The organism is Streptomyces sp. NBC_00019 (genome assembly GCF_045041015.1).
Taxonomy (GTDB): Bacteria; Actinomycetota; Actinomycetes; order Streptomycetales; family Streptomycetaceae; genus Streptomyces.
This window is the reverse complement of sequence record NZ_CP108302.1, coordinates 6,854,826-6,881,785: the sequence shown is the minus strand read 5'-3', so window position 1 is coordinate 6,881,785 and position 26,960 is coordinate 6,854,826. Positions and strand designations below refer to the sequence as shown.

The following is a 26,960-nucleotide window of genomic DNA, read 5'->3' as shown; positions in this document are numbered from 1 at the left end:
TCCGGACCGCCCCACCAGGGCGTACCGCATCGGGACGGGCTAGCCTGAAGCCCATCCCAGCGGGCAATTGGCGTGAATAGGAGGCGCAGGCATGGCAGGGGGTGTCCCCAGGATCTTCGTCTCGCACCTCGCCGGAGTCGCCGTCTTCGATCCGAACGGCGACCAGGTGGGCCGGGTGCGCGACCTGGTCGTCATGCTGCGCGTCGGACGGAGACCACCGAGGGTGCTCGGCCTCGTCGTCGAGCTGTCGACCCGGCGCCGTATCTTCCTGCCCATGACCCGCGTGACCAGCATCGAGTCCGGCCAGGTCATCACCACCGGGGTGCTCAACGTCCGCCGCTTCGAGCAGCGGCCCACCGAGCGCCTGGTCTTCGGCGAGCTCCTGGACCGGCGCGTGACGCTCGTCGAGGCCAAGGAAGAGGTCACCGTCCTCGACGTGTCCGTGCAGCAGCTGCCGGCCCGCCGGGACTGGGAGATCGACCGTGTCTTCGTGCGCAAGGGCGGCAAGGGCGGCGCCTTCCGCCGCAAGGGCGAGACGCTGACCGTCGAGTGGTCCGCCGTCACCGGCTTCTCCCTGGAGGAGCACGGACAGGGCGCCGAGAGCCTCCTCGCCACCTTCGAGCAGCTCCGCCCCGCCGACCTGGCGAACGTCCTGCACCACCTCTCCCCCAAGCGCCGCGCGGAGGTCGCCGCGGCCCTCGACGACGACCGGCTGGCCGACGTCCTCGAAGAGCTCCCCGAGGACGACCAGATCGAGATCCTCGGCAAGCTCAAGGAGGAGCGGGCCGCGGACGTCCTGGAGGCCATGGACCCGGACGACGCGGCCGACCTGCTCTCCGAGCTCCCCGAGGAGGACCAGGAGCGGCTGCTGAGCCTGATGGAGCCCGCCGACGCGGCCGACATGCGGCGCCTGATGTCCTACGAGGAGCACACGGCCGGCGGTCTGATGACGACCGAGCCGATCGTCCTGCGGCCGGACGCCACCGTCGCCGACGCCCTCGCCCGGGTCCGCAACGCCGACCTGTCGCCCGCCCTCGCCGCCCAGGTCTACGTCTGCCGTCCGCCCGACGAGACGCCGACCGGCAAGTACCTCGGCACGGTGCACTTCCAGCGCCTGCTGCGGGACCCGCCGTACACCCTGGTCAGCGCGATCATCGACGACGACCTCCAGCCCCTGGACCCGGACGCGGCGCTGCCGGTCGTCGCCGGGTTCTTCGCGACGTACGACATGGTGGCGGCGCCCGTGGTGGACGATTCCGGGTCACTGCTGGGCGCGGTGACCGTGGACGACGTGCTGGACCACATGCTGCCGGAGGACTGGCGGGAGACCGAGTTCCACCTCGAGGACGAGGTGACTCCGCATGGCTCCTGAGCGTGAGACGTCGGCCCGAGAGCGCACCCCGGCGGGCGCCACCGCCGCCACGCGCCCGCGTGCCCGTCTGGACCAGCCCCGGCCGCCCCGGCGGCGCCTGCTGCCCGAGTGGGACCCGGAGGCCTTCGGACGGCTTTCGGAGCGCATCGCGCGGTTCCTGGGCACCGGGCGGTTCATCGTCTGGATGACGATCGTCATCATCGTGTGGGTGCTGTGGAACATCTTCGCGCCCGGCGACCTGAAGTTCGACAACTATCCCTTCATCTTCCTGACCCTGATGCTGTCCCTGCAGGCCTCCTACGCGGCCCCGCTGATCCTGCTCGCGCAGAACCGGCAGGACGACCGCGACCGGGTCAACCTCGAACAGGACCGCAAGTCGAACGAGCGGTCGATCGCGGACACCGAGTACCTGACCCGCGAGATCGCCGCCCTGCGGATCGGCCTCGGCGAGGTCGCCACCCGGGACTGGATCCGCTCCGAGCTGCAGGACCTGGTGAAGGAAATGGAGGAGCGACGGGACGGGCACGTCGTATTCCCGGCAGAACGGTCTGCGGGACGTGACGTAGAAGACCGCTGACGGGCATGCCGAGGCCGCCGCGGATCGCCGTACCATCGTCCTTATGGTTACGGAAGACGCGGTGCGCGAGGCACTGGCGACGGTGAACGACCCCGAGATCAACCGACCCATCACCGAGCTCGGAATGGTCAAGTCGGTGGACACCGGCGAGGACGGAGCGGTCGCGGTCGCCGTCTACCTGACGGTCTCGGGCTGCCCTATGCGGGAGACGATCACGCAACGCGTGACGGATGCCGTCTCGGCGGTCGAGGGCGTCACCCGCGTCGACGTCACGCTCGACGTCATGAGCGACGAGCAGCGAAAGGAGCTGGCGACGGCCCTGCGCGGGGGCCAGACCGAGCGCGAGGTCCCCTTCGCCAAGCCGGGTTCGCTCACGCGCGTGTACGCGGTGGCCTCCGGCAAGGGCGGCGTCGGAAAGTCCTCGGTGACGGTGAACCTGGCGGCGGCGCTGGCCGCGGACGGTCTGAAGGTGGGCGTCGTGGACGCCGACATCTACGGCCACTCCGTGCCCCGCATGCTGGGCGCCGACGGGCATCCGACCCAGGTCGAGAACATGATCATGCCGCCGTCGGCGCACGGTGTGAAGGTCATCTCCATCGGCATGTTCACCCCGGGCAACGCCCCGGTGGTGTGGCGTGGCCCGATGCTGCACAGGGCGCTTCAGCAGTTCCTCGCGGACGTGTACTGGGGTGACCTCGACGTCCTCCTCCTCGACCTTCCGCCGGGCACGGGCGACATCGCGATCTCCGTGGCGCAGCTGGTGCCGAACGCCGAGATCCTGGTCGTCACGACCCCGCAGCAGGCTGCCGCCGAGGTGGCCGAGCGGGCGGGTGCCATCGCCGTCCAGACCCACCAGAAGATCGTGGGCGTGGTCGAGAACATGTCCGGCATGCCCTGCCCGCACTGCGACGAGATGGTCGACATCTTCGGCACGGGCGGCGGCCAGGCGGTCGCCGACGGCCTCACGAGGACGACCGGCGCCACGGTCCCGGTCCTCGGCTCCATCCCGATCGACGTCCGCCTCCGCGAGGGTGGCGACGACGGCAAGCCGGTCGTCCTGAGCGACCCGGACTCCCCGGCGGGCGCGGCCCTGCGGGCGATCGCGGGGAAGCTGGGCGGACGCCAGCGCGGCCTCGCGGGACTGTCCTTGGGGATCACTCCGCGGAACAAGTTCTAGATTCTCGTACGACGAGGGGGGCGCCGACTCACAGAGTCGGCGCCCCCCTCGTCGTAGCACCGGCTATGCGTAAGCCGAGATGTCCTTGATCATGGCGAAGCCGAGCCCGTACGCGCTCATGCCTCTCCCGTACGCCCCCACGTGCACGCCTTCCGGCGTGGACCCGGCGAGGACCCAGCCGAACTCGGACTCGCGGTAGTGGAAGGACGTCGGCACCCCGTCCACGGGGAGCGACAGGGTCGACCAGTCCGGGCCGTCGAGGTCGTCGGCCAGGGCCCACGCCGTCTCCGTCTGCTGGTCCAGCCAGTCGTCGCGCAGCGAGTGGTCCATCGAGCCGGGCCAGGTGAAGGACAGCAGCCCGACCCCCGCGAGCCATGCCGCCGAGGAGACCGACGTCGCCTCGAGAAGCCCCGTGCCGTCGGCGCTCCTCCGGGACGGATTCGCCGCGACGGTCACCACCACCGCGAACTTCTCCTTGTCCTCCGACGCCTCGTTCCGTACGGAGGGCTCGTCACCGTGCCCGATCGAACCGTGTTCGACGGCACCGTCGGCCGCCGTCCCGACCTGCATCAGCCAGCGCGGACCCGTGAAGGCCTCGTCGAGGCCGTACCACGGGAAGGGCGCCAGCAGGTAGCCGTCGACCGTGCGCCGGGCGGAGGGGACCTGCTGTCCGCCCTCCGCGGCCGGGGCCTGTGCGACCGCCTGACTCGTCGTCTCCATGTGCCCGGACGCCTCCTCGTTCCTCGTCGGTCCGGAACGGCCCACCCCCCTTCGGGCGACTCGTCCGGTCCGCACAACAACTCGGCAGCATAGCCACCCCACCGGGACCAGCAGGGAAAGCGCCCGGCGCGTGGGGCGTCCGGGCGTCCGGTTCAGGCCGCACGGAGGCGTGGCGGGATATGAAACGCGTCACGTACGACTGAGCCGCACGTCACTGACGTGCGGCTCCGGAGCATGTGTACGACTGCGGGTGTACGACGTTCAGGTGGCGTCCGCGTCGAAGACCGGGCGGTCGTCCTTGCCGTCGTCGTCGGGCTTCTTGGTCATGTCGATCCGGCCGCCTGACGACGACCCGGAGGAGGACGAGGACGACTCCGACTCACGGCCGTGGACCGCGTCCGTGACCTCGGCCATCTCCTTCTTGATGTCGAAGCCGTTGCGGATCTCCTTGAGCCCCAGCTCGTCGTTGTCCATCTGCTTGCGGATGAACGTCTTGGGGTTCAGGTCCTCGAACTCGAAGTCCTTGAACTCGGGACCGAGTTCCGAGCGGATGTCCTGCTTGGCGCTCTCCGAGAACTCCCGGATCTTCCGGACGGTCCGCATGACGTCCTGGATGACCTTCGGGAGCTTGTCCGGACCGAAGACGAGCACGGCGAGGACAACGAGCGTCACCAGCTCGAGCGGTCCTATGTCATTGAACACCTGAAGCTCCTTGCGATGTCCGGGCCGGGTCCACGGTACCCGGCCATCCGGTACGACCGGTACTGTCCCGAGGCCTCCGAGTGCGCGGGCATGAGCGGTTTTGAGGGTTGTTTGCCTTGTGGGACGGGGTTTGCGGGCGCGCCTGTGAGGTTTCTGTTAATCGGGGCGCTCAATCGCCGTCCGAGGATCCGAGCACCAGGGAGATGGTCAGCTCCCCGCCGCCGCGTTCCACGGTGAGCTCCAGCTCGTCGCCAGGGCGGTGGGCGCGGGTCTTGACGATCAGCTCCTCGCCGGAGTGGATGCGCTGGCCGTCGACCTCGGTGATGACGTCGCCCGCCTTGATGCCGGCCTTGTCGCCGGCGCCGCCGGCGATGACCGCGGGTCCGCCGTCGTTGCCCTTCGTACCGACGCGGGCGCCGTCGCCCGAGTAGTCCATGTCGAGGGTGACGCCGATGACCGGGTGGGTCGCCTTGCCGGTGTTGATCAGCTCTTCGGCGACGCGCTTGCCCTGGTTGATGGGGATGGCGAAGCCGAGGCCGATCGAGCCGGACTGGGCGCCGCCGGACTCGGAGCCGTCGTCGGCGGAGCGGATGGCGGAGTTGATGCCGATGACCCGGGCCTTGGAGTCGAGGAGGGGGCCGCCGGAGTTACCGGGGTTGATGGGCGCGTCGGTCTGCAGGGCGTCGACATACGACACGTCGCTCCCGTCGCCGCTCTCGCCGCCGGCCGTGATGGGTCGCTCCTTGGCGCTGATGATCCCGGAGGTGACGGTGCCCTCCAGGTCGTAGGGGGCGCCGATGGCGACGACCGGGTCGCCGACCTGGACGCTGTCGGAGTTGCCGAGGGTCATGGGCTGGAGCCCGCTGACGCCGGTGACCTTCACGACGGCGAGGTCGTAGCCGCTGTCCCGCCCGACGACGGTGGCCTTGGCGGTGTCGCCGCTGTGGAAGGTGACGGATATGTCCCCGTCGGCTCCGGCGGGCTCGACGACGTGGTTGTTGGTGAGGATGTGGCCCCGGTCGTCGAGCACGAACCCGGTGCCGGTGCCTTGCTCCTCCGCGCCGCTCACATGGAGGGTCACCACGCTGGGCAGCGCCCGCGCGGCAATCCCCGCCACGCTGTCCGGCGCCCGCCCTGCGGGCTCGGCGTCGGCCTGCGGCAGCTCCACGTCCCCCACACCGCCATTGCGCTCCAGATAGGCCCCTACGGCCCCACCGACGCCCCCGGACACGAGCGCGAGCAGCACGGCACCGACGACGAGGACCTTCCTGGCCCGCTTACGACGTCCGTCCTTGGTGGGGACTGCGGCGCCGTTCTGCTGGAGGGAGGTGGGGAGGGGAACGGGGACGGGGGCCCAGGGGTCGTAGTTCCGCCAGGGGTTGGCGGGGGGCGGGGTGGGCGGGGTTTCGGCGTAGGGCGCTGGAGAGGGTGCGTCCGTGTAGGAGGGGGCGCTGGGGACCGGCGACGGCACGGGGGTGCTGGGGACCGGTGCGGGTGTGCTGTGCGCGGGGGTGCCGTGAGCCTGCGGGGGCGTCGGTATCGCCGTGCCGTGGGACGGGGTGGTCGCCGGGTGCAGTACCGGCGGAGCCGGCGCCCAGGGGCCGGGCTCGCCGTACGGCGGGGTGCTGTACGGGTCGGGGTCGTGCAGGGGCTTGGGAGAAGGGTCTGCCGCGCCCTCCTCCACCGCCGGGGCGGTGCGCGCGAGGGGCAGGCTCAGCTCGAAGTCACCGTCACCCTGGGCCCCAGCGGGGACCCGGTCCTCGGGCCTGGGCTCAGGCTCGGGTCCGGGCTCGGACGAACCGTCCTCGCGGACCGCATCCCGCGGCGACCTCAGCTCGAAGTCGCCCCCGGCATCGGCCGTGTCGGCCACATCCTGAGGCTGCCTCAGCTCGTAGTCACCGTCGGCGGTGGGACCCGGCACCGGAGGTGCCCCCTCGGTCCCCACGCTGTACTCGCCCGGCGCGGCCGGAGCCCCTTCCGCCTGGTCCGCAGGGCCCTGCGGACGCGGTCGGCTCCACCACTTCGCCTTCGTGGGCTTCCCCTCGTTCATGCTCTCCCCACAGCCAGGGCCTGGCCGGCACGTCGGCCCCGCTCACCTGCGCCTGTCAGGCACGCTGCCGCCATCACGGCCTGATCTGCCGGACAGGCACGGGCACGGCTCTCCCTGGATTCAACCAGGTTCGGGCGCCGACGCGCAGAGGCCGGGTCAGCGGGTGGTGCCGGAGGGGGAGGAGGTCGCGTGGGGGACGGGTGCGGCGAGCAGGCCCGGCGGGGTGAGGTCCGCGGCCGTGGACCAGGAGGTCAGGGTGAGCGGCGGGGTCGAGCTGAGCGGACGTATCAACGGGGACATGGCGGCCGCGCCGGCCACCACGGGTGCGGTCAGTGTGGCCTCGTGCGCCTGGGTGCCGGGAACCAGCGGCGCGGACGCCTCGGTCGGGGCGACCGGGGCGTCGATCCGGGACTGGTCCTGGGCGAACAGCGGACCCACCGCACGGCGACGCTGGCTGTCGGGTGTCGCGGCGCCCGTGCCGCCCTGTGTGCGAGCCGGGGTGACATTACTGCCGCCCGAGCCGCCACGGGCGTCCGTGTCGGTCGGCACGACCGTGGAGACGCCGCCCAGCGCGATCGCGGCCAGCGACACCGCCCCGCCCACGACGAACGCGAACCGCATACCGCGCGACGCCGACCGCTCGGCCTCGTGCCGGCTGACGTCATGGATACGGAAGCCACCGTTGGAGGGAGCCAGCGCGGAGGCGTGCGGCGTCGCGGGGACGTAGTCGAACTCGAAACGCTCGCCGCGCTTCACGCCGAAGACTCCGGCGGTGCCGGGTCTTCCGGAGAAGCCGTCGGGGAATCCTCCCCCGAACGGCGAGCCGCCGTCCGAGTCACCTCCTCCGGGCAGCCCCTGGAGGCGGGCCAGGAAGCTCTCGGAGGGAGGCGGGGGTGCGGCCTCCGCGAAGACGTTCTTCAGTCGGCGCTGGGCGTCGGCCTCGGCCTTGCACCTGGCGCAGGTGGCAAGGTGAGCGAGGACGCGCTCGCGCGTCTCATGACCGAGCTCGCCATCGACCAGCGCGGCGAGTCGGTCTCCCAGGTGCTGCTCAGCAAACCGCCCTTCGGCGGGATTGGGCCGTGATCCACTCACGCGGTCGCGCCCCCTCCCCCCAGAGCGGCGACGCGGGGCACGAAGGAGCGACGCTCGGCCCGCGCCTCCGGCGAACGGTGCGCGAGCGCCTTGCGCAGCTGGGAACGGCCGCGGTGGATACGCGAGCGGACCGTGCCGAGCTTGACGCCCAGGGTCGCGGCGATCTCCTCGTACGACAGTCCTTCGATGTCGCACAGGACGACCGCGGCGCGGAACTCGGGCGCGAGGGTGTCGAGCGCCTGCTGGACGTCCGCGTCGAAGTGCGCGTCGTTGAAGACCTGCTGCGGCGACGGCTCACGGCTGGGCAGGCGCTCCGCCGCGTCCTCACCGAGGGCGTCGAAGCGGATGCGCTGCTTGCGCCGGACCATGTCCAGGAACAGGTTGGTGGTGATGCGGTGGAGCCAGCCCTCGAAGGTGCCGGGCGTGTACGTCGACAAAGAGCGGAAGACGCGGACGAAGACTTCCTGAGTGAGGTCCTCGGCGTCGTGCTGGTTGCCCGTCAGGCGGTAGGCGAGCCGGTAGACCCGGCCGCTGTGCGTGCTGACGATCTCCTCCCACGTCGGAGGAGTCCAGGCCTGCCCGTCCGCGTCGGTGGAGAAGGTCGCGGTGGCGTATTCGCCGTGGCTGTGGTCAGCAGCGGTGTCGTTCACGGATTTCGGCCTACCCGCCGATCCGAGGAAGCGCCGCAGCACTCCTCCCCGATCCAAAGGCGCGGCCGCACCTCCCCTGTCGGCTCTGGTGGTGTCCAGTGGAGCCCCTACCATAGCCACCTCGCCCGTTAGCTCCGGATAAGCGGTTTTACGAGAATTTGATCTGGGCTGATACCGCTCGTGCGGCTGCGTCACCGCCCGCTCGGGGCCCTGCTCATCATCGTGATCCAACTGTGTCCCCCCGGGTGCGTCTCCACCCCTCTAAACGCCCGGTCCCATCTGCGGGTTCCCGGGCCCAACGGATACAGTCACGCCCAGGCAACCACGGGGACAGGAGAGGGTCATTACCGCCAACCGGCAGACGAGCTGGGCGTTCGCCGACGCCTACGTCGCCGAGGACGAAGTGCTGCGCTGGGCCCGTGACCGGGCCCGTGAAGCGGGCCTGCGCTCGGTGTCGCCCGGCGCGGGCGCAGCCCTGCGGTTGCTGGCGGCCTCCGTCGACGCGAAGGCGGTCGCCGAGATCGGCACCGGCACCGGCGTCTCCGGTATCCATCTGCTGCACGGCATGCGGCCTGACGGCGTGCTCACCACGGTCGACCCCGAGCCGGAGCACCAACAGTTCGCCCGGCAGGCCTTCCGCGCCTCCGGGTTCGCCAGCAACCGGGCCCGCTTCATCCCGGGCCGCGCCCTGGACGTCCTGCCCCGCCTCACCGACGCGGGCTACGACCTGGTCTTCTGCGACGGCGACCGGCAGGAGGTCATGGACTACCTCGCTGAATCGTTGCGCCTGCTGCGGCAGGGGGGCCTGGTCGTCTTCGAGGGTGTCTTCGCGCACGGCCGGACGATGGACTCGGGTCCACAGCCCACCGAGGTACTGCGGCTGCGCGAGTTGCTGCGCGCGGTGCGGGAGAGCCAGGAGCTGGTGCCGTCGCTGCTGCCGGTGGGCGACGGGCTGCTCTGCGCGGTCAAGCGCTGACCCTCGCACCGCCCGGACCTGGGCAAACACCTGCCCCGGCACCGAAAACGATGCCGGGGCAGCTGAAGGGGTATGGTCGCTTCCGCGTCAGCCGACGACCTTCTTGAGGGCGTCACCGAGCGCGTCGGCCTCGTCAGGGGTCAGCTCGACGACGAGCCGACCGCCGCCTTCGAGCGGAACGCGCATGACAATGCCCCGCCCCTCCTTGGTCACCTCGAGCGGGCCATCGCCCGTCCGCGGCTTCATGGCCGCCATGCTCGTTCCCCTTCCTGAAACCAGCTCATCGTCAAAGCCGACGGCCCTAGGAGGGCACGCGTGTCGTGCGTGGGCACGCGACACCGGCATCGAACACATTGCTTCCAGGCCATTATCCCGCATCTCAGGACCCGATGACCAACATCAGTCGGCATCGCTTGGGCAACGCGCGCGAGCAAAACCACTCAATTCGGCGATGTGACTGCGATACTGCGCGGCCGCACACCTGTCCGGCGACCTCTTTCGGTCCCACATTCTTTGACGCAGGTCACACGTCCGTTCCGGTCGTTCGACGATGATCTCCGCCATGCTGTCCTTCGGAACCCGCAAGTAACCCGCTGGGACGCAGGAGGGGACAGGCCATGGCCGACACCGTGCTCTACGAGGTGAGCGACGGGCTCGCGACGATCACGATCAACCGTCCCGAGGCGATGAACGCGCTCGACATCGCGACGAAGGTCGCGCTGCGGGAGGCGGTGGAATCCGCGGCCGGTGATGGAGCCGTACGGGCGGTGCTGCTGACCTCCGCCGGGGAGCGGGCGTTCTGCGTGGGACAGGACCTCAAAGAACACATCGGGCTGCTGGCCGAGGGCTCGAAGAAGGTCATGAGCACGGTCGCGGAGCACTACAACCCGATCGTGCGGGCGCTGACGCAGATGCGGAAGCCGGTGGTGGCCGGGGTGAACGGCGTCGCGGCCGGGGCCGGGCTCGGACTGGCACTGGCGGCGGACTACCGAGTGGTGGCGGACACGGCGGGGTTCAACACGTCGTTCGCGGGGGTCGCGCTGACGGCGGACTCCGGGGTCTCGTGGACCCTCCCGCGCGTGGTCGGGCCGGGGCGCGCCGCCGATCTGCTGCTCTTCCCACGGACGATCAAGGCTCAGGAGGCGTACGAGCTGGGTATCGCGAACCGTCTCGTACCGTCCGCCGAGCTGTCGGGCGAGGCCGCGAAGGTTGCGCGGGCGCTGGCCGAGGGACCGACGGTGGCCTACGCGGCGATCAAGGAAGCTGTCGCGTACGGGTTCTCGCACTCCCTGGCCGAGACGCTGGACAAGGAGGACGAGCTGCAGACGCGGGCGGGATCCTCGGAGGACCATGCGATCGCCGTGCAGGCTTTTGTGAACAAGGAGAAGCCCAAGTACTTGGGCCGCTGAGCTTCAGCTCTGCCTGGCCACGCACGTGGCCAGGTGGTCGTCCACCAAGCCGCACGCCTGCATCAGCGCGTACGCCGTCGTCGGGCCGACGAAGCGGAGGCCCTTCTTCTTCAGGGCCTTCGAGAGGGCCGTCGACTCGGGAGTGATCGCCGGGACGTCCCCCAGCGTCTTGGGGGCCGGGCCCGGCGTCTTCGGGGCGTGGGACCAGATGAAGTCGTCGAGCTCACCCGGCGCCCAGTCGGCCAGCACGCGTGCGTTGGCGAGCGTGGCGTCGATCTTGGCCCGGTTGCGGATGATGCCCTCGTCGGTGAGAAGGCGGTCCCGGTCGGCGTCCGTGAACATGGCGACCTTGGCGATCTCGAAGCCCGCGAAAGCCGCGCGGAAGCCTTCTCGGCGGCGCAGGATCGTGATCCAGGAGAGGCCGGACTGGAAGGCCTCCAGGCTCAGGCGTTCGTACAGGGCGTCGTCGCCGTGGACCGGGCGGCCCCACTCCTCGTCGTGGTACGCGACGTAGTCCTCGGTGGACAGCGCCCAGGGGCAGCGCAGGGCGCCGTCCGGGCCGGCGAGTGCGGCGGCGTCGGTCACTGCTGCTCCCCCGGACCCTCGGCGGGCTTCTCCATGGACACATGCGAGACGGGCGCGCCGTGCGTGACCGCCTGGGCGCCGGCCAGGGCGGACTCCAGGTCGGCGATACGCGCGTCGCGTTCGGCGAGTTCGGCGCCGAGGCGGCTGAGGGCGTCGTCCACGTCGCCCATGCGGTAGCCGCGGGCGGCGAGCGGGAAGCGGAGGGCCTCGACATCGGCGCGGTTGACCGGGCGCTCGAGCGGGAGGGGGTCCTGGAGCCGCTCCGGGGCGGCCTCGGGCAGGGGGCCTGTCTCGCCGCCGCCCACCACGGCGAGCGTCACCGCGGCGACCACGACGGCGAGCGCGACGACGAGGAACAAGAACATAACCATCGCTGAGGGTCCCCATGCTCGGTGAATGTGCTCGGAGTCGAATGTGTCAGAGTCCGATCGTGCCATGCGAGTCTGACAGTTAGGGTCGCAGGCGGCCGAGGAAGCGGCCGTACCCAGGTCGTACTACGAGAGGTCACAGCGGATGCTCAGGCTGGGCAGGCGGGAATTCGGGCCGCACGAGCCGGTGATCATGGCGATCGTGAACCGGACCCCGGACTCCTTCTACGACCAGGGCGCGACCTTCCGTGACGAACCGGCCCTCGCGCGCGTGGAACAGGCGGTGGCCGAGGGTGCCGCGATCATCGACATCGGCGGGGTCAAGGCCGGGCCGGGTGAGGAAGTCTCCGCCGAGGAGGAGGTGCGGCGGACGGTCGGGTTCGTGGCGGAGGTGCGGCGGCGGTTCCCGGATGTCGTGATCAGCGTGGACACCTGGCGGGCGTCGGTCGGTGCGGCCGTGTGCGAGGCGGGGGCGGATCTGCTGAACGATGCGTGGGGTGGGGTCGATCCAGGGCTCGCGGAGGTTGCTGCGCGGTACGGGGTGGGGCTGGTGTGTACGCATGCGGGGGAATCGGAGCCTCGTACGCGGCCGCATCGGGTTTCCTACGACGACGTCATGGCCGACATCCTGCGGGTGACGGTGGGGCTGGCCGAGCGGGCGGTTTCGCTGGGGGTGCCTCGGGAGTCGGTGCTGATCGATCCGGGGCACGACTTCGGGAAGAACACGCGGCACAGTCTTGAGGCGACGCGGCGGTTGGGGGAGATGGTGTCCAGCGGGTGGCCTGTGCTGGTGTCGCTGTCCAACAAGGACTTCGTCGGGGAGACGTTGGACAAGCCGGTGAAGGAGCGGGTGGTGGGGACGTTGGCGACCACTGCGGTGTCGGCGTGGCTGGGGGCGCAGGTGTACCGGGTGCATGAGGTTGCGGAGACCCGGCAGGTGCTGGACATGGTGGCGTCCATCGCGGGCCACCGGCCACCGGCGGTTGCCCGGCGGGGGCTGGCGTAGGGCGTTTCTCGCCCCCGCCGCCCCTACCCGTCCCGTCCCTGGGGGCTGCGCCCCCAGACCCCCGCTTCGGCCCTGGACGGGCCTCGTCCTCAAACGCCGGACGGGCTGGTCGGTCAGCCCTTCCGGCGTCCGAGGAGGCTTCTAGCGGCCCGCCTCCTTCGAGACCAGGGCCACCGCCTCGTCCACGTCGTCCGTCACGTGGAAGAGGAGCAGGTCCTTTTCCGACGCCTTGCCCTGGGCGATCAGGGTGTTGGTGATCCAGTCGACGAGGCCGCCCCAGTACTCGGTGCCGAAGAGGACGATCGGGAAGCGGGTGACCTTCTGGGTCTGGACGAGGGTCAGGGCCTCGAACAGCTCGTCCAGGGTGCCGAGGCCGCCGGGCAGGACCACGAAGCCTTGCGCGTACTTCACGAACATCATCTTGCGGACGAAGAAGTACCGGAAGTTGAGACCGATGTCGACGTAGGGGTTGAGCCCCTGCTCGAAGGGGAGCTCGATGCCGAGGCCGACGGAGATGCCCTTCGCCTCGCAGGCACCCTTGTTGGCCGCCTCCATGGCCCCGGGACCGCCACCGGTGATGACGGCGAAACCGGCCTCCACCAGGCCCCGTCCGAGCTGCACGCCCGCCTCGTACTCCGGTGAGTCCGCCGACGTCCGCGCCGACCCGAACACGCTGATCGCGGGCGGGAGTTCGGCGAGCGTGCCGAAGCCCTCGATGAACTCCGACTGAATGCGCAGGACCCGCCAGGGGTCGGTGTGGACCCAGTCGGAGGGGCCGCCCGCGTCCAGGAGGCGCTGGTCGGTCGTGCTCGCCGTCACCTGGCCCCGCCTTCGGAGGACCGGTCCCAGGCGCTGCTCCGACGGTGGCTGCTTCTTCCCCTCGGGGTTGCCGGTAGCCATGTGCGCTCCCTCCACTTGCGGGTGTTTCCACCTCAGCGTAGATCTACGCGGGTTACAGAGGGGGGACATGCGGATGTCCGACCGGCGCGAGGCTCACTTCACGCCGTCAGCCAGGACTTCAGCTGCTCCTCCGCCTCGGGAATCAGCGACACCTTGACCCGCTCGTCCACCTTGTGGGCCAGGAGGGGGTTGCCCGGGCTGTAGTTCACCGCGGGCACACCGAGTGCGCTGAAGCGGGCGACGTCCGTCCAGCCGAACTTGGGGTGGACCTCGCCGCCGACGGCCTCCACGAAGGCCGCCGCCGACGGGTGGTTCAGGCCGGGGCGCGCACCGCCCGTGTGATCGTCCACCACGAACTCGTCCACCCCGCAGTCGGCGAAGTACTCACGGACGAACGCCTCCGCCTCCTCCTCGCTGCGGTCGGGCGCGTAGCGGAAGTTGACGGTGACCGTGCAGGCGTCGGGGATGACGTTGGTGGCCACCCCGCCCTCGATACGGACCGCGTTGAGGCCCTCGTGGTACTCCAGACCGTCCACCATCGGCTTGCGCGGCTCGTACGCCGCCAGCTTCGCCAGCACCGGCGCCGCGGCGTGGATCGCGTTCGAGCCCATCCACGCGCGCGCGGAGTGCGCCCTCTCCCCCTTGAACTTGAGCAGCACCCGGAGCGTTCCCTGGCAGCCGCCCTCGACCTGGCCGTTCGTCGGCTCCAGCAGCACGGCGAAGTCGCCGGCCAGCCACTCCGGGTGGGCCTCGGAGACGTGCTTGAGGCCGTTGAACTCGGCGGCGATCTCCTCGTTGTCATAGAAGACGAAGGTGAGGTCGCGGTTGGGGGCCGGGACCGTCGCCGCGATACGGAGCTGGACCGCCACCCCGGACTTCATGTCGCAGGTGCCGCAGCCCCACAGGTAGCCGTCCTCGTCGAGGCGCGAGGGCACGTTGTCCGCGATCGGGACCGTGTCGATGTGGCCGGCGAGGATCACCCGCTCCGCGCGGCCCAGGTTCGTACGGGCCACGACGTTGTTGCCGTACCGGTCGACCGTCAGGTGCGGAAGCGCGCGCAGCGCGGTCTCGATCGCGTCCGCGAGCGGCTTCTCGGTGCCGCTGACGGAGGGGAAGTCGACGAGCCGCGCGGTGAGCTGCGCGGCGTCCAGCGTGAGGTCAAGCGGGGTATCGGCCATGCGGTCGACCCTAACGCGCCGGGCTCCGCCCGCTCTGTCCACACCCGGCTCGGACACCACAGGGGCCTCCGCTACCTTGTACGGATGCCAGCGCAGTCCCGCCCTCAACAGCGTCGTCGTGGTCGCCTTTTCCGTGGTCTGGCGGCCTTCGTGATTTTGTGTGCCGTCGCCGGATATCTGGTGGTTCAGTACATCACCGCGGGCACGGACGCCCCGGGCTGCAAGGTCGTCTCGGGCAGGGACGACGGGGTGGCCTACGAGTTCACGCCGGAGCAGGCGGTGAACGCGGCGACGATCACGGCCGTCGGCACCGGGCGCGGGCTGCCCGAGCGGGCGGTGGCGATCGCGCTGGCGACCGCGCTCCAGGAGTCGGGCCTGCGCAACATCACCCATGGCGACCGGGACTCCCTCGGCCTCTTCCAGCAGCGGCCCTCGCAGGGCTGGGGCACGGAGAAGCAGATCATGGACCCGACGTACGCGGCCGGGGAGTTCTACGAGCATCTGGTCAAGGTCGACGGCTACACGAAGCTGCCGCTCACCGAGGCAGCCCAGCGCGTGCAGCGCAGCGGCTACCCGGAGGCGTACGCCAAGCACGAGCCGGACGCGACGGTGCTGGCCGCCGCCCTCACCGGGACCTCGGTGGCCACGCTGACCTGTGACGGCCGCTCGGAGGCGACCCTCGCCGCGGGTCCGGAAGGGGTGCGCGAGGCGCTCGTACGGGACTTCGGCGGGGACGCGCTGGACACCACCGCCAAGGAGGTGGGGGCCGCCGAGGCGACGCCCGCTCCGGAGGCCACGGTGTCCGGGCGGACCGTGACCGTGCCCGTGACCGGCGCCGCCAAGGGCCGCAGCAGCCAGGAGCGCGGCTGGCAGCTCGCGCACTGGGCGGTGGCCAACGCCTCCGCGCTGCACATCCAGCGCGTCACGTACGCCGGGCGGGAGTGGACCGCCGGGAACACCCAGAGCGAGTGGCGGGCGATGTCGCCGGAGGGAACCGGCGGGGCGGAGAAGGGCACGGGATCCGTGCGGATCCTGACTGCTCAGTAGTACGGACGATCACCCGCAGGGGTTACGCACGACCGCCACGGACGGCGGTGTGCGCAGGTTTTCGCGCAGTCACCCTCGTATTCGCCAAAACCCTTGCGAACAAAGGGCTGTAAGGATTCGGCACACTTTCCGACCGGACACCTTTTGACCGTTTTTATCCGCAGCCGATAATGCGACGCATTGCCAACTCTTTACGTTGGGCCGCCGCAACCTTCGCGGGCTTCGAGCGGTAGTCACTGCGTCCGAGGCCGGTGATCAACTGCCGGACACGGTCGAACACTTCCACGTTCTCTCCCGTCAAAGGAGCATCATGTCCCTCCCCCTGACCCGCAGGATCGCCCGTGCCGCGCTGCTCGTCGCTGCGGGAGCGGCAGCCGGGGTCGGTGCGGCCGGCTCCGCCAGTGCGGCCCCCGCCGAACTGCCCACCTCGAACCTCGGCGGGCTGACCGCCCTGGACGGGGCGAGCGTCGGCAACACCGTCGACGGAGCGGCGCAGAACGCCACCGGGCTCGCGGGCAACACCGGTGGCAACGCGGTCAAGAAGGCGGTTCCGACCGCCGGCAAGACCAGTGGCAAGGTCGCGAAGAAGGCGGCGCCGGCCGCGCAGCAGACGGCGGGCGACGCGGCGGGCTCCGCCGGGGACATCCTGGGTGACACGACGTCCACCGCGACGAAGGGCGGTCTGCCGACGGAGTCCCTCACCAAGGGTGGCCTGCCGACCGAGTCCCTTCCGGTGAAGAGCCTCCCGCTCGGCTGACGTCCGGCTGACACGGCGATGGGGTCCAGGGTTGTCTCCCTGGACCCCATCGCCGTGTGCGCAACGGTTACGCGAGCCGCTCCACGGCCGCCCGCACCCGTTCGTCCGTCGCCGTGAGGGCCACGCGGACGAACTTCTCGCCCGCCTCGCCGTAGAAGTCGCCAGGGGCCACGAGAATGCCCAGGTCGGCCAGGTGGGCGACCGTGGTCCAGCAGGACTCGCCGCGGGTGGCCCAGAGGTAGAGGCTGGCCTCGCTGTGCTCGATGCGGAAGCCGTGGGCCTCCAGGGCCCCGCGCAGGGCCTTGCGGCGGGCCGCGTAGCGCTCGCGCTGGACGCGGACGTGTTCGTCGTCGCCGAGGGCCGCCACCACCGCCGCCTGGGTGGGCGCCGCCGTCATCATGCCGCCGTGCTTGCGGATCTCCAGGAGGGGGCCCAGGACCGCCGGGTCGCCGGCCAGGAACGCGGCGCGGTAACCCGCCAGGTTCGAGCGCTTCGACAGGGAGTGGACCGCGACGATGCCGTCGTACGAGCCGCCGTTGACGTCCGGGTGCAGGACCGAGACCGGGTCGGCGTCCCAGCCGAGCTCCAGGTAGCACTCGTCGGAGAAGATGAGCACCCCGTGCTCGCGGGCCCAGGCCACGATCCGGGTGAGCTCTTCCTTGCCCAGCACCTTGCCCGTCGGGTTCGACGGCGAGTTGAGCCACAGGAGCTTCAGACCCTCGGGGTCCAGCTGTGTCGGGTCGTCGTAGACCTCGTACTCGGCGCGGGCCAGCCGGGCGCCGACCTCGTACGTCGGGTAGGCCAGGCGCGGGTAGGCGACGCGGTCGCCGGGGCCGAGGCCCAGCTGGGTGGGGAGCCAGGCGACCAGTTCCTTGGAGCCGACGATGGGCAGGACGTGCTTGTGCGTCACCTCGCGGGCGCCCAGGCGACGCTCCACCCAGCCCGTGATCGCGTCGCGCAGCGCCGGCGTGCCCCAGACCGTCGGATAGCCCGGCGAGTCCGCCGCGTCGACGAGCGCCTTCTGGATCAGGTCGGGAACCGGGTCGACCGGGGTGCCGACGGACAGGTCGACGATGCCGCCGGGGTGCGCGAGTGCCGTCTTCTTGTACGGCTCGAGCTTGTCCCAGGGGAAGGTGGGGAGACGGTCGGAGACTGCGGACACGGTGTCTGGCTCACTTTCTGGTACAGCACTCGTACGGCAAACGCCTCGGTCCCGTACAGCGATCAGAGGTGATCGAGCCGTACGGGACCGAGGCGGCGCGCGGGTGCGGGCCGCTCTTACTGGTTCTGCGGCGGCAGCCCGGCCACGAAGGGGTGGTCGCGCTCGATCAGGCCCAGCTTGCTGGCACCGCCCGGGGAGCCGAGCTCGTCGAAGAACTCGACGTTCGCCTTGTAGTAGTCCTTCCACTCCTCCGGAGTGTCGTCCTCGTAGAAGATCGCCTCGACCGGGCAGACCGGCTCACAGGCACCACAGTCGACGCATTCGTCCGGGTGGATGTACAAGGACCTGGAGCCCTCGTAGATGCAGTCGACCGGGCACTCTTCGATGCACGCCTTGTCCTTCACGTCGACACAAGGCTGCGCGATGACGTAGGTCACGCTGTCGTTCCTCCTCGATAGGGCGCTGGCGGGCCTCCTCAGGCCCTGCCGCCTGGCGCGCGGGAGCGCGGCGTCGTCGATGCCCGCCCCTAGTATCTCCGTTCTTGGCCATGATCCGAACAGGAGGGGTGAACTGACCTGTGGAAATCTCTGCGACGGGGCGCCTTGAGGTCCGTATCACCACTGCTGACGTGGGTAAACGGGTTTCCGTACGCCGCATGAACGATCCTGCGGTTCCGGGTGAGAAGTTCACCGACACGGTGGGTGTTCTCGCATCATGGGACAACGGTGTGCTGCTGATCACACGGAAGAGTGGCGAGACCGTCCACATCGCGGAATCCTCGCTGGTCGCGGGCAAGGTGGTGCCGAGCGCCCCGGCCCGTCGCCGGGGACCCTCCGCCTCCTACCAGGAACTCGCGCACGTCTCCACGCGCGCGTGGCGGCCGGTGGAGAGCGAGCGGCTCGGCGAGTGGGAGCTGCGGGCCGCGTCGGGGTTCACCCGGCGGGCCAACTCGGTGCTCCCGATCGGCGACCCGGGGATACCGCTGGACGGGGCGCTGGAGGCCGTACGGCGCTGGTACGGCGAGCGTGGGCTGCCCGCGTACATCCAGACCGCCACCGGCGCCGAGGGCACGCAGGAGCTGCTGTGCGCGGAGCTGGAGCGGCGGGGGTGGGAGCGCGAGGTGACCGCCGAGCTGTGGATCGGCGCGCTGGCCCCCGTCGCCGACCGGGCCGAGGCGGACGAGGTTCTGCTGGCCCGCGACGCGGACGAGGCCTGGCTCGCCCGGTACCAGCGCAAGGGGGTGAGCGAGGTGGCGCTGAAGGTGCTGGGGAGCGGTCCCTCGGTGTGGTTCGCGACCGTGCCGGGTTCCTCCGACGGAGCGGCTCCCGCCGCCATCGGGCGGTGTGTCGTCGACGGGCGGTGGGCCTCCTTCTCCGCCGTCGAGGTGGATCCCGAACAGCGGCGGCGGGGGCTCGCCACCACGGTGATGGCCGCGCTGGCCCGGCGGGCGCTGGACGAGGGCGCGTCCGCCGCATGGCTCCAGGTCGAGTCGGACAACACGGGTGCACGGGCGCTGTACGCCGGGATGGGCTTCGCGGCGCATCACGCGTACCACCACTACCGGGAACCGGCGGGTCCCGACAGCGGCCGGTACGGATCATCGTGACCGGGCACGAGCCAGCTATGCGTCCCCTCTACCCCCCGCCCCCGGAACGCTCCGCCGAACTGCGCCGACGGTTCGCCGAAGAGGCGCGGTCCGAGCGGCCCGATCTGTCGTTGCTGTGCCTGCTGGTGGGCGCGGAGGCGGACGGGACGCTGGACGAGGCGGGCATGGACGCGGCGCAGATCGAACTGGACCGGCTGGCGGGGCAGCTGCCCTTCCGGCCCGGCGGGCCGCGGTCCTGGGCGGTGTCCCTGCGGGAGCTGCTCGGGGAGCGGTTCGGGTTCCGTGGCGCCCCTGGCGACTACCAGCGGCTGGAGTCCTCGCTGCTGCACTCGGTGCTGCTGCGGCGGCGGGGGCTGCCCATCCTGCTGTCCGTGGTGTGGATGGAGGTGGCTCGGCGGGCGGGGGCTCATGTGTACGGGGTCGCGCTGCCGGGGCATTTCGTCGTCGGGTTCGGGGCGGAGGAGGAGCAGGTGCTCGCCGATCCGTTCGACGGGGGGCGCGTGTTGAGCGGGTCCGACGCGGAGCTGTTGGTGGCGGGGGCGACGGGGGCTCCGCTGGAGCCGTCGATGTTGACGCCGGCTGACCCTCTGGATGTGGTGCTGCGGATTCTGAACAACGTGCGGGCGTGGGCGGTGGCTCGGCCGGAGCGGTCGGATGTGGCGTTGTGGGCGGTGGAGTTGGCGTTGCTGTTGCCTTCGCATCCGGCTCGGTTGCGGTATGAGCGGGCGCAGTTGTTGGTGCAGCGGGGGGATTTTCTGGGCGGGGCCACGGAGTTGGATGCGTACGCCGAGGTGGTGGGGGCGGTGGATGAGTCTGCTGCGGCTCGGGTTCGGCAGCAGGCTCATGCCGCGCGAGCAATGTTGAACTGATGGCTGCGGGGCGACTACAGGTTCGCTGTGGCTGGTCGCGCAGTTCCCCGCGCCCCTGAGGGCGTTACAGCCAGCCCTTCTCCCTTGCCAGGCGCGCTGCCTCCGCCCTGTTCCTCACCGCCAGCTTCTGAATTGCCGTCGACAAGTAGTTGCGGACCGTTCCCTGCGACAGGTGCAGGGACTGCGCCAACTCCGCGTTCGTCGAGCCGTCCTCCGCCGCCCTCAAGACCTCGCGCTCGCGGTCCGTCAACGGGTTCGCGCCGTCCGCCAGAGCCGCTGCCGCCAGCGTCGGGTCGATGACCCTCTCCCCCGTCAGGACCTTCCGTACCGCTTGCGCGAGTTGGGCCGCGGGGGCGTCCTTGACCAGGAAGGCGTCGGCGCCGGCCTCCATCGCGCTGCGGAGGTAGCCGGGGCGGCCGAAGGTGGTGAGGACGACCAGCTTGACCGCCGGGAGTTCCTTGTGGACCTGGGCCGCCGCCTCGATGCCCGTGGCGCCCGGCATCTCGATGTCCAGGAGGGCCACGTCGACGTCGTGGGCGCGGACCGCGGCCAACACCTCGTCGCCGCGGGCCACCTGGGCGACGACCTCGATGTCGTCCTCCAGACCGAGGAGGGCGGCGAGTGCCTCGCGGACCATCGACTGGTCCTCGGCGAGGAGGACCTTGATCGTAGGGCTCATGCGCCGGATCCTACGGGCGCCGACGTGGGGGCGGGGACCCGGGCGACCAGGCGGAACCCGTGCTTCGTACGGCCCGCCTCCAGGGTGCCGCCCGCCTTCTCCAGGCGTTCGGTCAGGCCCGTCAGACCGTTGCCGGGGCCCTTGCCCGAGCCTCCCGAGCCGTTGTCCTCGACGGAGAGTTCCAGCACCGGCCCGTCGAGGGTCTGCCGCCGCAGGACCTCGATCGTGCAGCGGGTCGCGCCGCTGTGCCGTACGACGTTGGTGACCGCCTCGCGCAGCGCCCAGGCGAGGGCGGCCTCACTCTCCTCGGGGACGCCTTCGAGGTCGGGTTCGGCGGGCACCTCCGCGGTGACGTCGGCCGCGGTCAGGGCGACCTGTGCGCCCGCGAGTTCGTCGGACAGGCGGGCGCGCCGGTAGCCGGAGACGGCCGCGCGGACGTCGACCAGGGCCTGGCGGCTGACCTGTTCGATGTCGGTGACCTGCTGGGCCGCCTTGTCGGGGTGGTCGGGGAGCATCCGGCCCGCGAGCTCGCTCTTGAGGGTGATCAGCGAGAGCGAGTGGCCGAGGAGGTCGTGCAGGTCCCTGGCCAGGCGCAACCGTTCCTCGTTCGCGGCCAGTTGGGCCACCGTCGCGCGGGCCTTGCGCAACTCCACGGTCGTCCGCACCAGTTGCTTCACGCCCATCATCGCGAAGCCCAGGAGCAGCACCACCAGGATCAGGCTCCAGTCGTCCGAGCCCACGTGCAGGCCGACCAGGACCATCGCGAGGGCGTTCGCCCCGACCGCCCAGTACGCGAAACGCTGCGGCAGAGTGGCGCCGCATGTGACGGAGACGTACACGAACAGGCCGATCCAGGCGCTGCCGAGGCTGAGGCACAGGACCACCGCGAGCAGGCCGAGCAGGGCGACCAGGGCACCGACCGCCGGTCCGGAGAACGGGCGGCCCATGTTCCGGAAGACCAGGGTCAGATAGACGCCGGTGAAGGAGGCCAGCGCCACCCAGCCGGCCGCGGTCGCGGCCGTCGAGTGGTCGCCGGAGTTCAGGTCCTGCACCGGTGAGCCGAGGAAGATCAGCCAGGGCAGTATCCAGACGAGCTTGCGCACCGCGTCCGTCCGGTTGCGGGGCGTCCGGCCCACCAGGATCGAGTTCTCCGCCCGGAGCTCCGCGGGCAGCCCGTCGTCGGTCATCGTCCTCACGCCTTCAGCGTGTCCTTCCGGTACAGCCAGGCCGCGCCGCCGGTGAACAGGGCGAAGAAGACGGCGAGGACGGCGATGTCCTTGGCATGCGGGGCCTGGCTCTGCTCGATCGCCTGCCCCAGGGCAGCGTACGCGTGCGTGGGCACCCACTCGGCGATGTCCTGGAGCCAGGCCGGGAAGGTCGTCGTCGGCATCCACAGGCCGCCGAGGATGGACAGCCCGAAGTAGGTGATCATCGTGATCGGACGGACCGCGTCCCCGCTCGCGAGGTAGCCGATGGCCACGCCGAGCGCGGCGAAGACGAGACTGCCGGCCCAGATCGCGCCGGTGAGGGCGAGCCACTGCCAGGCGTCCAGTCGTACGTCCTTCACGACCGCGGCGACGGCGAAGACGACGACGATGGACGGCAGGCTGACGACCGCGGCGCTCGCGGTCTTCGCGAGGACATAGCCCCGGCCCGGCAGTGTGGTCAGCCGCAGCTGCCGCACCCAGCCGGTCTCCCGCTCCTTGGCGATGCGCTCGCTGTTGCCCATCAGGACGGCGGTGAGGGCCCCGAAGGAGGCCATCGAGACCATCATGTAGGTCGGCAGGGTCAGGCCCGTCCCGTCGACCTTCGACGTGCTGTCGGCGCTGCCGCCGATGAGCAGGAACAGGACCGACGGGTAGATCACCGAGAAGAACAGGAACTTGCGGTTGCGCAGGGCGCGGGCCAGCTCCAGCCTGATCAGACTGTTCATGACGTACGGGCCTCCTCGGCCTCGGTGATGGCGACGAACGCCTGCTCCAGGCCGAGCCCGGCGACCTCGACGTTGCGGGGGTAGACGCCGAGGCCGTAGAGGGCGTGGACGGTGGCGTCGGCGTCGCTGGACTGGATGCGGACGGTGGGACCCGAGACCGTGAGCGTGGTCAGGAAGGGCAGGGTGCGCAGGGCCGTCTCGTCGACGGGGGCCTCCAGGTCGAAGGAGATCCGGCGGACGCCCGCCTTCGCCTTGATCTCGGCCGCGGTGCCGTCCGCGAGGAGCCGGCCGCGGTGCAGGACCAGCACGCGGTCGGCGATCGCGTCGGCCTCCTCCAGGTAGTGGGTGGCGAACAGGACGGTCCGCCCCTGGTCGGCCTGCTCGCGCATGGTGGCCCAGAAGCCCTGGCGGGTGGTGACGTCCATGCCGGTGGTGGGCTCGTCGAGGACGATCAGGTCGCTGTCGCCGGCGGTCGCGAGGGCGAAGCGGACGCGCTGGGCCTGGCCGCCGGAGAGCTTGTCGACCTTGCGGTCGGCGAGCTGGGAGATCCCGGCGCGGGCCAGGACGTCGGAGGGGCGGTAGGGCCTCGGATGCAGATCGCAGGCGAGCCGCACCAGCTCGGCGACCGTCACCTCGTCCATCAGCCCGCCGCTCTGCAGCATCGCGCCGACCCGACCGGCGACGATCGCCTCACGCGGTCCGCTGCCGAAGAGCCGCACGCTGCCGCTGTCGGGGTTCTTGAGTCCGAGCAGCAGATCGAGCGCGGTCGACTTACCGGCGCCGTTGGGGCCCAGCAGGGCCACGGTCTCACCCGGATACAGAGCCAGGGTCAGACCGTCCACGGCCCGCACCTCGCCGTACACCTTGCTCACCTGGTCGAATTCGACCGCTGTCGTTGTCATGTGATCCAGAGTGGCTCCAGGGGTGCGGACGCGGGCAGTGTCGGGCGTCCGGAGTGCCGCATGACAGATGTCATGCCGTGCGGGCCACGAGGAATTCGGTGGCGTGCACACGCCAACGTGGGTAACTTGGCCGCCGCTCGGCCCGACCAGCCGTGCACAACCACCACAGGGGGTAACTGTGATGCGCAAACTTCTCGCCGGTGTCGCCACCGCCCTGCTCACCGTGGCCGGCCTGACCTTCGCCGCTCCGGCGCAGGCCGCGTCGTCGGACACGGTCTCCGTCCAGGAGGTCAACTGCCACGCCAAGGAGAGCGTCCGGATCCGGCAGTCCAAGTCGACCGGCTCGAGTGCCCTCGGGCTCTTCCCGAAGGGCGCGGGAGCGGAGTGCGGCGGCGCCTCGGAGGGTGGCACCTTCACCGCCTGCGGCTACACCAACGGATACTTCTGGATCGCGATCAACTACCAGGGCATCAAGGGCTACGTCGCCCTGTACTGCATCACGCGTCCGTGACCATGACCGTGTGAAACCCGTGAAGGCCCGTCCTGGAGGACGGGCCTTCACGCGTGCGAGGGGTCCCGCGTCAGCTCGGGTTGGTGTCGATCTCCCCGGTGCGCTCCGCCGTCGTCTTGCCGAGCAGCACCTTGCGCAGTACGGAGACGACGTCCTGCGGCAGGACGTCCCGCTCCCCGGTCGCCGTCTTGACCTTCACACCGTCGAAGACGGTGCCGTACGCCTCCTTGAGCGCCTCCAGGTCGTACGTGTCCACGAGCTTGCCGTCGATGGCCTTGACGCCGAGGATCTTCGGCAGGGACACGGCGCCGAACTGGATCGGCTGGCTGCCGCCCTTGATGGTGACGAGATCGGACATCGCGGGCTCCGCGAACGCCTTCATCATCCGGTCGACCTCGGCGTTGGTGATCGACGGCTGCTGGGTGGTCGTCGCGACCGTGACCGGAGGGACCGTGCCGGTCTCCACCTGGGTGCGGTACGCCTCCTCCACCGCGGTGGTCGACTTGGCGACGTCGATGCCCTTGCCCGTCTTGCCGTACACAGCGACCGCCTTGCCGGCGGAGGTGAACTTGATCGTGCCGTCGCTGACCGAGCCGGAGCTGCCGCCGGCGTCCTTCAGGGCGGCGGTCAGCTTCTCGCCGTCCACCGGCATGTTCGGCTCGACGACCCGGTGGTTGCCGAAGAGGGAGCCGATGACGGACATCGGGTTGTAGTCGCTCTGCGCCGCCACGGCGACCGTGGCCGTCTCGTCGAACTGGAGGCCCGCCTGGTCCGGCTTGAGCTCGACGGTCTTGCCGCCGACCGACAGCTTCAGCGGCTTGTTCACCCGGTCGCCGAACGCCTCGTCGAGCTTCTTGACGGCGTCGTCGCGGGTGCCGCCGCCGATGTCGACGCCGAGCACCGTGGTGCCCTTGGGCACGTCGGAGTGGTTCATCAGCAGCCCGGCGCCGTAGGCACCGGCCGCGATGACGAACACACCGCTGCCGATCAGGACCAGCTTGTTGCGGCCCTTCTTCTTGCCCTTCTTCGACGAGGCCGGCACGTTCTGCGCCACCGGCTCGGGGAGCTTCGGGACCGTGTGCTGCATCGGTCCGTCGGACGGGGCGCCCGGCCCGAACGGGGCGTTCTGGGTGCCGGGCGGCACGACCGGGATACCGCTGGTGACGGTGTGCCCGGAGACGTTGTCCGGCGGGGCGCCGGGGGTGCCGTAGCCGGGGGTGCCCGGTTCGGGGGCCGGCTTCTGCGGGGTGAGGATCGCGGTGTCGTCGCTCAGACCGCCACCGGGACCACGACCGGGTCCGCCGGGGCCGCCGTGCGGACCGGCACCGGGGAGGGTGCCCGCGCCCGGCCCTGCGAGGCCGGCCATTCCGGCGGAGGCGCCGGGCGCACCGGGGCCGCCGAAGCCGCCCGGGGCACCGGGACCGCCGGGGCCTGCGGGGCCGCCGAGCGCGCCGGGGCCACCAGGACCGCCGGGACGCGGCTGACCACCGGGGCCGCCAGGGACACCGGGGATGCCGGAACCGCCGGGACCAGCCGGTCCGCCGGGAGCGCCAGGGCCACCAGGCCGACGGTGACCGCCAGGGCCGCCCGGAGCGCCGGGGCCGCCGTACGCGCCCGGGCCACCAGGACCGCCAGGACCGCCCGGCCCGCCGCTGACCGGCGGTACGACTGGACCGTCACCGGTGACCGGGCCGCCCGTCGGACCCGCGGGGCCCTGGGGGCCGCCACGGCCGTTCGGGCCGGCGAAGTCGTTCGGACCGTTGAAGTCGTTGGAGGCGTCGAAGCGGTGCGAGCCGGTGGAGCTGTTGAAGTCGTTCAGGCCGTCGAGGCTGTGCGAGCCCGTCGAGCTGTTGAAGTCGTCGTAGCCGTTCGCACCACCCGGGCCGCCCTGGGCTCCGTAACCGCCCTGTCCGCCTTGCCCGTGCTGACCGTTCTGCCCGTTCTGCGCACCGCCACCGTTCTCCGCGAAGTACGGCAGATCGTCGCGCCGCGGCTCGCCACCCGGACGCGAGCCGTTGCCCAGCGCCTCGGTCACGTCGAAGGAGCCGGTGCCGCCGCCGTGCCCGGGCGCCACGGGGCCGCCGGTCGCACCGGGGAGCCCCGCACCGTTGGTACCGCCGCCGGGACGGGAACCGCCCGGCACGCTCATGGCACCGACCACACCACCGGGGCGTCCGGCAGCGGGGCCGGGACGCGCGCCGCCAGGAGCGGCACCGGAACCGGCCGGCGCCGCACCTGAACCACCGGGCGCACCCGCCCCGTTGGTCGCACCGCCGCCCTGACCGCCCTTGGGCGGGCCGGACTTGCGCGGCGCGAACCAGTTGCTCGGCTTCTCCTCGGAGGGCGGCGCGGGCTCGGCCGGAGGCGCGACGGTGCCCGTGGGGGCGCCCGGTGCCGGCGTCTCGGCCACGGCGGGCGCGGCAGGCTCGGCATCCGCGACCGGTGTGCGCACGACGACCGGCGGGATGGGCCGCGACCCGGGGATGTTGATCCGGATCCGGGTCGTCAGCGTGGTCTCGGTCTTGCGCTCCTCGGACTGCGTGCCCGAACGGCCCGCGTCCGTACCGTCGTCGGAAGCCATGGGCGTCCCATAGGGCGGCGTGCCCGAAGGGTAGGCGGCTCCGCCGCGCCCGTTGGGCCCGGAGGACGGACTGTCAGTTTCACGACTCAAGGCAGGTTCTCCCGGTTGGCTCCACCGGCCGTGTCGACCTCAACTGCGCGGGCGGCTCGGC

The 26,960-nt window shown here is 71.1% G+C and carries 28 protein-coding genes; 11 read left to right on the top strand and 17 right to left on the bottom strand.

Annotated elements, in window-relative coordinates; genetic code table 11:
* Window positions 1-91 precede the first annotated feature (91 nt).
* Genes OHU89_RS32620 through OHU89_RS32610 form a run of 3 tightly spaced genes read left to right on the top strand, consistent with a single transcriptional unit; the run spans window position 92 to window position 3,126 of the window.
* Window positions 92-1,372, top strand: coding sequence for a magnesium transporter MgtE N-terminal domain-containing protein (locus OHU89_RS32620; RefSeq protein ID WP_405648242.1), 1,281 nt, complete (start codon window positions 92-94; stop codon window positions 1,370-1,372).
* Window positions 1,362-1,949, top strand: coding sequence for a DUF1003 domain-containing protein (locus OHU89_RS32615; RefSeq protein ID WP_405648240.1), 588 nt, complete (start codon window positions 1,362-1,364; stop codon window positions 1,947-1,949). The genes OHU89_RS32620 and OHU89_RS32615 overlap by 11 nt, the downstream gene beginning before the upstream one ends.
* Before the next feature lie 43 nt (window positions 1,950-1,992).
* A complete protein-coding gene (locus OHU89_RS32610; protein WP_405648237.1) occupies window positions 1,993-3,126 on the top strand; it encodes an Mrp/NBP35 family ATP-binding protein in 1,134 nt (377 codons plus the stop codon).
* 63 nt (window positions 3,127-3,189) lie between these two features.
* On the opposite strand, the gene OHU89_RS32605 is transcribed toward OHU89_RS32610, so the two are convergent.
* The 5 genes from OHU89_RS32605 to sigE all read right to left on the bottom strand — a co-directional run bounded on the left by OHU89_RS32605 (window position 3,190) and on the right by sigE (window position 8,382).
* Window positions 3,190-3,846: a hypothetical protein gene (locus OHU89_RS32605; RefSeq protein WP_046263530.1), complete on the bottom strand. Its 657-nt coding sequence runs from the start codon at window positions 3,844-3,846 to the stop codon at window positions 3,190-3,192.
* Between the two features lie 261 nt (window positions 3,847-4,107).
* On the bottom strand, window positions 4,108-4,548 hold the full coding sequence (locus OHU89_RS32600) for a sec-independent translocase (protein WP_307026215.1): 441 nt from the start codon (window positions 4,546-4,548) through the stop codon (window positions 4,108-4,110).
* Window positions 4,549-4,717: 169 nt separating this feature from the next.
* Window positions 4,718-6,598: a trypsin-like peptidase domain-containing protein gene (locus OHU89_RS32595; protein WP_405648234.1), complete on the bottom strand. Its 1,881-nt coding sequence runs from the start codon at window positions 6,596-6,598 to the stop codon at window positions 4,718-4,720.
* Between the two features lie 156 nt (window positions 6,599-6,754).
* Window positions 6,755-7,690 carry a zf-HC2 domain-containing protein gene (locus OHU89_RS32590; RefSeq protein WP_405648232.1) on the bottom strand — a complete coding sequence of 312 codons (936 nt, stop codon included), beginning with the start codon at window positions 7,688-7,690 and terminating at the stop codon, window positions 6,755-6,757.
* Window positions 7,687-8,382 carry an RNA polymerase sigma factor SigE gene (sigE, locus tag OHU89_RS32585; protein WP_171147868.1) on the bottom strand — a complete coding sequence of 232 codons (696 nt, stop codon included), beginning with the start codon at window positions 8,380-8,382 and terminating at the stop codon, window positions 7,687-7,689. Before sigE ends, OHU89_RS32590 begins: the two co-directional genes overlap by 4 nt.
* Before the next feature lie 301 nt (window positions 8,383-8,683).
* On the opposite strand from sigE, the gene OHU89_RS32580 reads away from it, so the two are divergent.
* Window positions 8,684-9,316, top strand: coding sequence for an O-methyltransferase (locus OHU89_RS32580; protein ID WP_095046686.1), 633 nt, complete (start codon window positions 8,684-8,686; stop codon window positions 9,314-9,316).
* A gap of 87 nt (window positions 9,317-9,403) precedes the next feature.
* On the opposite strand, the gene OHU89_RS32575 is transcribed toward OHU89_RS32580, so the two are convergent.
* Window positions 9,404-9,571 carry a DUF3117 domain-containing protein gene (locus OHU89_RS32575; protein WP_003966491.1) on the bottom strand — a complete coding sequence of 56 codons (168 nt, stop codon included), beginning with the start codon at window positions 9,569-9,571 and terminating at the stop codon, window positions 9,404-9,406.
* 362 nt (window positions 9,572-9,933) lie between these two features.
* Between OHU89_RS32575 and OHU89_RS32570 the strand changes: the two genes are divergently transcribed.
* Window positions 9,934-10,725, top strand: coding sequence for an enoyl-CoA hydratase/isomerase family protein (locus OHU89_RS32570; protein WP_405648230.1), 792 nt, complete (start codon window positions 9,934-9,936; stop codon window positions 10,723-10,725).
* Between the two features lie 3 nt (window positions 10,726-10,728).
* Here OHU89_RS32570 and OHU89_RS32565 read toward each other — a convergent pair whose 3' ends face one another.
* Window positions 10,729-11,310, bottom strand: coding sequence for a DNA-3-methyladenine glycosylase I (locus tag OHU89_RS32565; RefSeq protein ID WP_405648228.1), 582 nt, complete (start codon window positions 11,308-11,310; stop codon window positions 10,729-10,731).
* Window positions 11,307-11,681, bottom strand: coding sequence for a DivIVA domain-containing protein (locus tag OHU89_RS32560; protein ID WP_159038182.1), 375 nt, complete (start codon window positions 11,679-11,681; stop codon window positions 11,307-11,309). The genes OHU89_RS32565 and OHU89_RS32560 overlap by 4 nt, the downstream gene beginning before the upstream one ends.
* A 142-nt stretch (window positions 11,682-11,823) precedes the next feature.
* Between OHU89_RS32560 and folP the strand changes: the two genes are divergently transcribed.
* Complete coding sequence (gene folP, locus OHU89_RS32555) at window positions 11,824-12,684, top strand: dihydropteroate synthase (protein WP_405648226.1); 861 nt, start codon at window positions 11,824-11,826, stop codon at window positions 12,682-12,684.
* Window positions 12,685-12,825: 141 nt separating this feature from the next.
* Here folP and OHU89_RS32550 read toward each other — a convergent pair whose 3' ends face one another.
* Together OHU89_RS32550 and dapE are read right to left on the bottom strand one after the other, a co-directional pair.
* The gene (locus tag OHU89_RS32550) at window positions 12,826-13,584 is read right to left on the bottom strand and encodes a TIGR00730 family Rossman fold protein (protein WP_405648224.1); all 759 of its coding nucleotides are present in this window, start codon (window positions 13,582-13,584) and stop codon (window positions 12,826-12,828) included.
* A 98-nt stretch (window positions 13,585-13,682) separates the two neighbouring features.
* Complete coding sequence (gene dapE, locus OHU89_RS32545) at window positions 13,683-14,762, bottom strand: succinyl-diaminopimelate desuccinylase (protein WP_266888401.1); 1,080 nt, start codon at window positions 14,760-14,762, stop codon at window positions 13,683-13,685.
* Between the two features lie 150 nt (window positions 14,763-14,912).
* Here dapE and OHU89_RS32540 point away from each other — a divergent pair, with 150 nt between their 5' ends.
* Window positions 14,913-15,809, top strand: a complete 897-nt coding sequence (locus OHU89_RS32540) for a heavy metal transporter (RefSeq protein WP_405654753.1) — start codon at window positions 14,913-14,915, stop codon at window positions 15,807-15,809.
* 310 nt (window positions 15,810-16,119) lie between these two features.
* Window positions 16,120-16,566 carry an ATP-binding protein gene (locus OHU89_RS32535; RefSeq protein WP_405648220.1) on the top strand — a complete coding sequence of 149 codons (447 nt, stop codon included), beginning with the start codon at window positions 16,120-16,122 and terminating at the stop codon, window positions 16,564-16,566.
* Window positions 16,567-16,633: 67 nt separating this feature from the next.
* Here the strand turns inward: OHU89_RS32535 and OHU89_RS32530 are convergent, their stop codons facing one another.
* Both OHU89_RS32530 and fdxA read right to left on the bottom strand, forming a co-directional pair.
* Entirely contained in the window at window positions 16,634-17,728 is a 1,095-nt protein-coding gene (locus OHU89_RS32530; protein WP_405648218.1) for a bifunctional succinyldiaminopimelate transaminase/glutamate-prephenate aminotransferase, read from the bottom strand.
* Window positions 17,729-17,844: 116 nt separating this feature from the next.
* Window positions 17,845-18,165 (bottom strand): ferredoxin, encoded by a 321-nt coding sequence (gene fdxA, locus OHU89_RS32525; protein ID WP_006346810.1) that lies wholly within the window; start codon window positions 18,163-18,165, stop codon window positions 17,845-17,847.
* Between the two features lie 140 nt (window positions 18,166-18,305).
* Between fdxA and OHU89_RS32520 the strand changes: the two genes are divergently transcribed.
* Window positions 18,306-19,334: a GNAT family N-acetyltransferase gene (locus OHU89_RS32520; RefSeq protein WP_405648216.1), complete on the top strand. Its 1,029-nt coding sequence runs from the start codon at window positions 18,306-18,308 to the stop codon at window positions 19,332-19,334.
* A 17-nt stretch (window positions 19,335-19,351) separates the two neighbouring features.
* Complete coding sequence (locus OHU89_RS32515; RefSeq protein WP_267014931.1) at window positions 19,352-20,203, top strand: transglutaminase-like domain-containing protein; 852 nt, start codon at window positions 19,352-19,354, stop codon at window positions 20,201-20,203.
* Window positions 20,204-20,267: 64 nt separating this feature from the next.
* Here the strand turns inward: OHU89_RS32515 and OHU89_RS32510 are convergent, their stop codons facing one another.
* From OHU89_RS32510 to OHU89_RS32495, 4 genes are read right to left on the bottom strand one after another with little or no spacing between them, the layout of a single operon-like run.
* On the bottom strand, window positions 20,268-20,882 hold the full coding sequence (locus tag OHU89_RS32510) for a response regulator (RefSeq protein WP_405648213.1): 615 nt from the start codon (window positions 20,880-20,882) through the stop codon (window positions 20,268-20,270).
* Window positions 20,879-22,069 carry a sensor histidine kinase gene (locus OHU89_RS32505; protein WP_405654751.1) on the bottom strand — a complete coding sequence of 397 codons (1,191 nt, stop codon included), beginning with the start codon at window positions 22,067-22,069 and terminating at the stop codon, window positions 20,879-20,881. Before OHU89_RS32505 ends, OHU89_RS32510 begins: the two co-directional genes overlap by 4 nt.
* A gap of 5 nt (window positions 22,070-22,074) precedes the next feature.
* Entirely contained in the window at window positions 22,075-22,815 is a 741-nt protein-coding gene (locus OHU89_RS32500) for an ABC transporter permease (protein ID WP_266888419.1), read from the bottom strand.
* A complete protein-coding gene (locus OHU89_RS32495; protein ID WP_405648211.1) occupies window positions 22,812-23,717 on the bottom strand; it encodes an ABC transporter ATP-binding protein in 906 nt (301 codons plus the stop codon). The genes OHU89_RS32500 and OHU89_RS32495 overlap by 4 nt, the downstream gene beginning before the upstream one ends.
* A 181-nt stretch (window positions 23,718-23,898) precedes the next feature.
* On the opposite strand from OHU89_RS32495, the gene OHU89_RS32490 reads away from it, so the two are divergent.
* Window positions 23,899-24,228, top strand: a complete 330-nt coding sequence (locus OHU89_RS32490) for a hypothetical protein (protein ID WP_405648209.1) — start codon at window positions 23,899-23,901, stop codon at window positions 24,226-24,228.
* 70 nt (window positions 24,229-24,298) lie between these two features.
* Here OHU89_RS32490 and OHU89_RS32485 read toward each other — a convergent pair whose 3' ends face one another.
* Window positions 24,299-26,809 carry a hypothetical protein gene (locus OHU89_RS32485; protein WP_405648208.1) on the bottom strand — a complete coding sequence of 837 codons (2,511 nt, stop codon included), beginning with the start codon at window positions 26,807-26,809 and terminating at the stop codon, window positions 24,299-24,301.
* Between the last annotated feature and the right edge of the window lie 151 nt (window positions 26,810-26,960).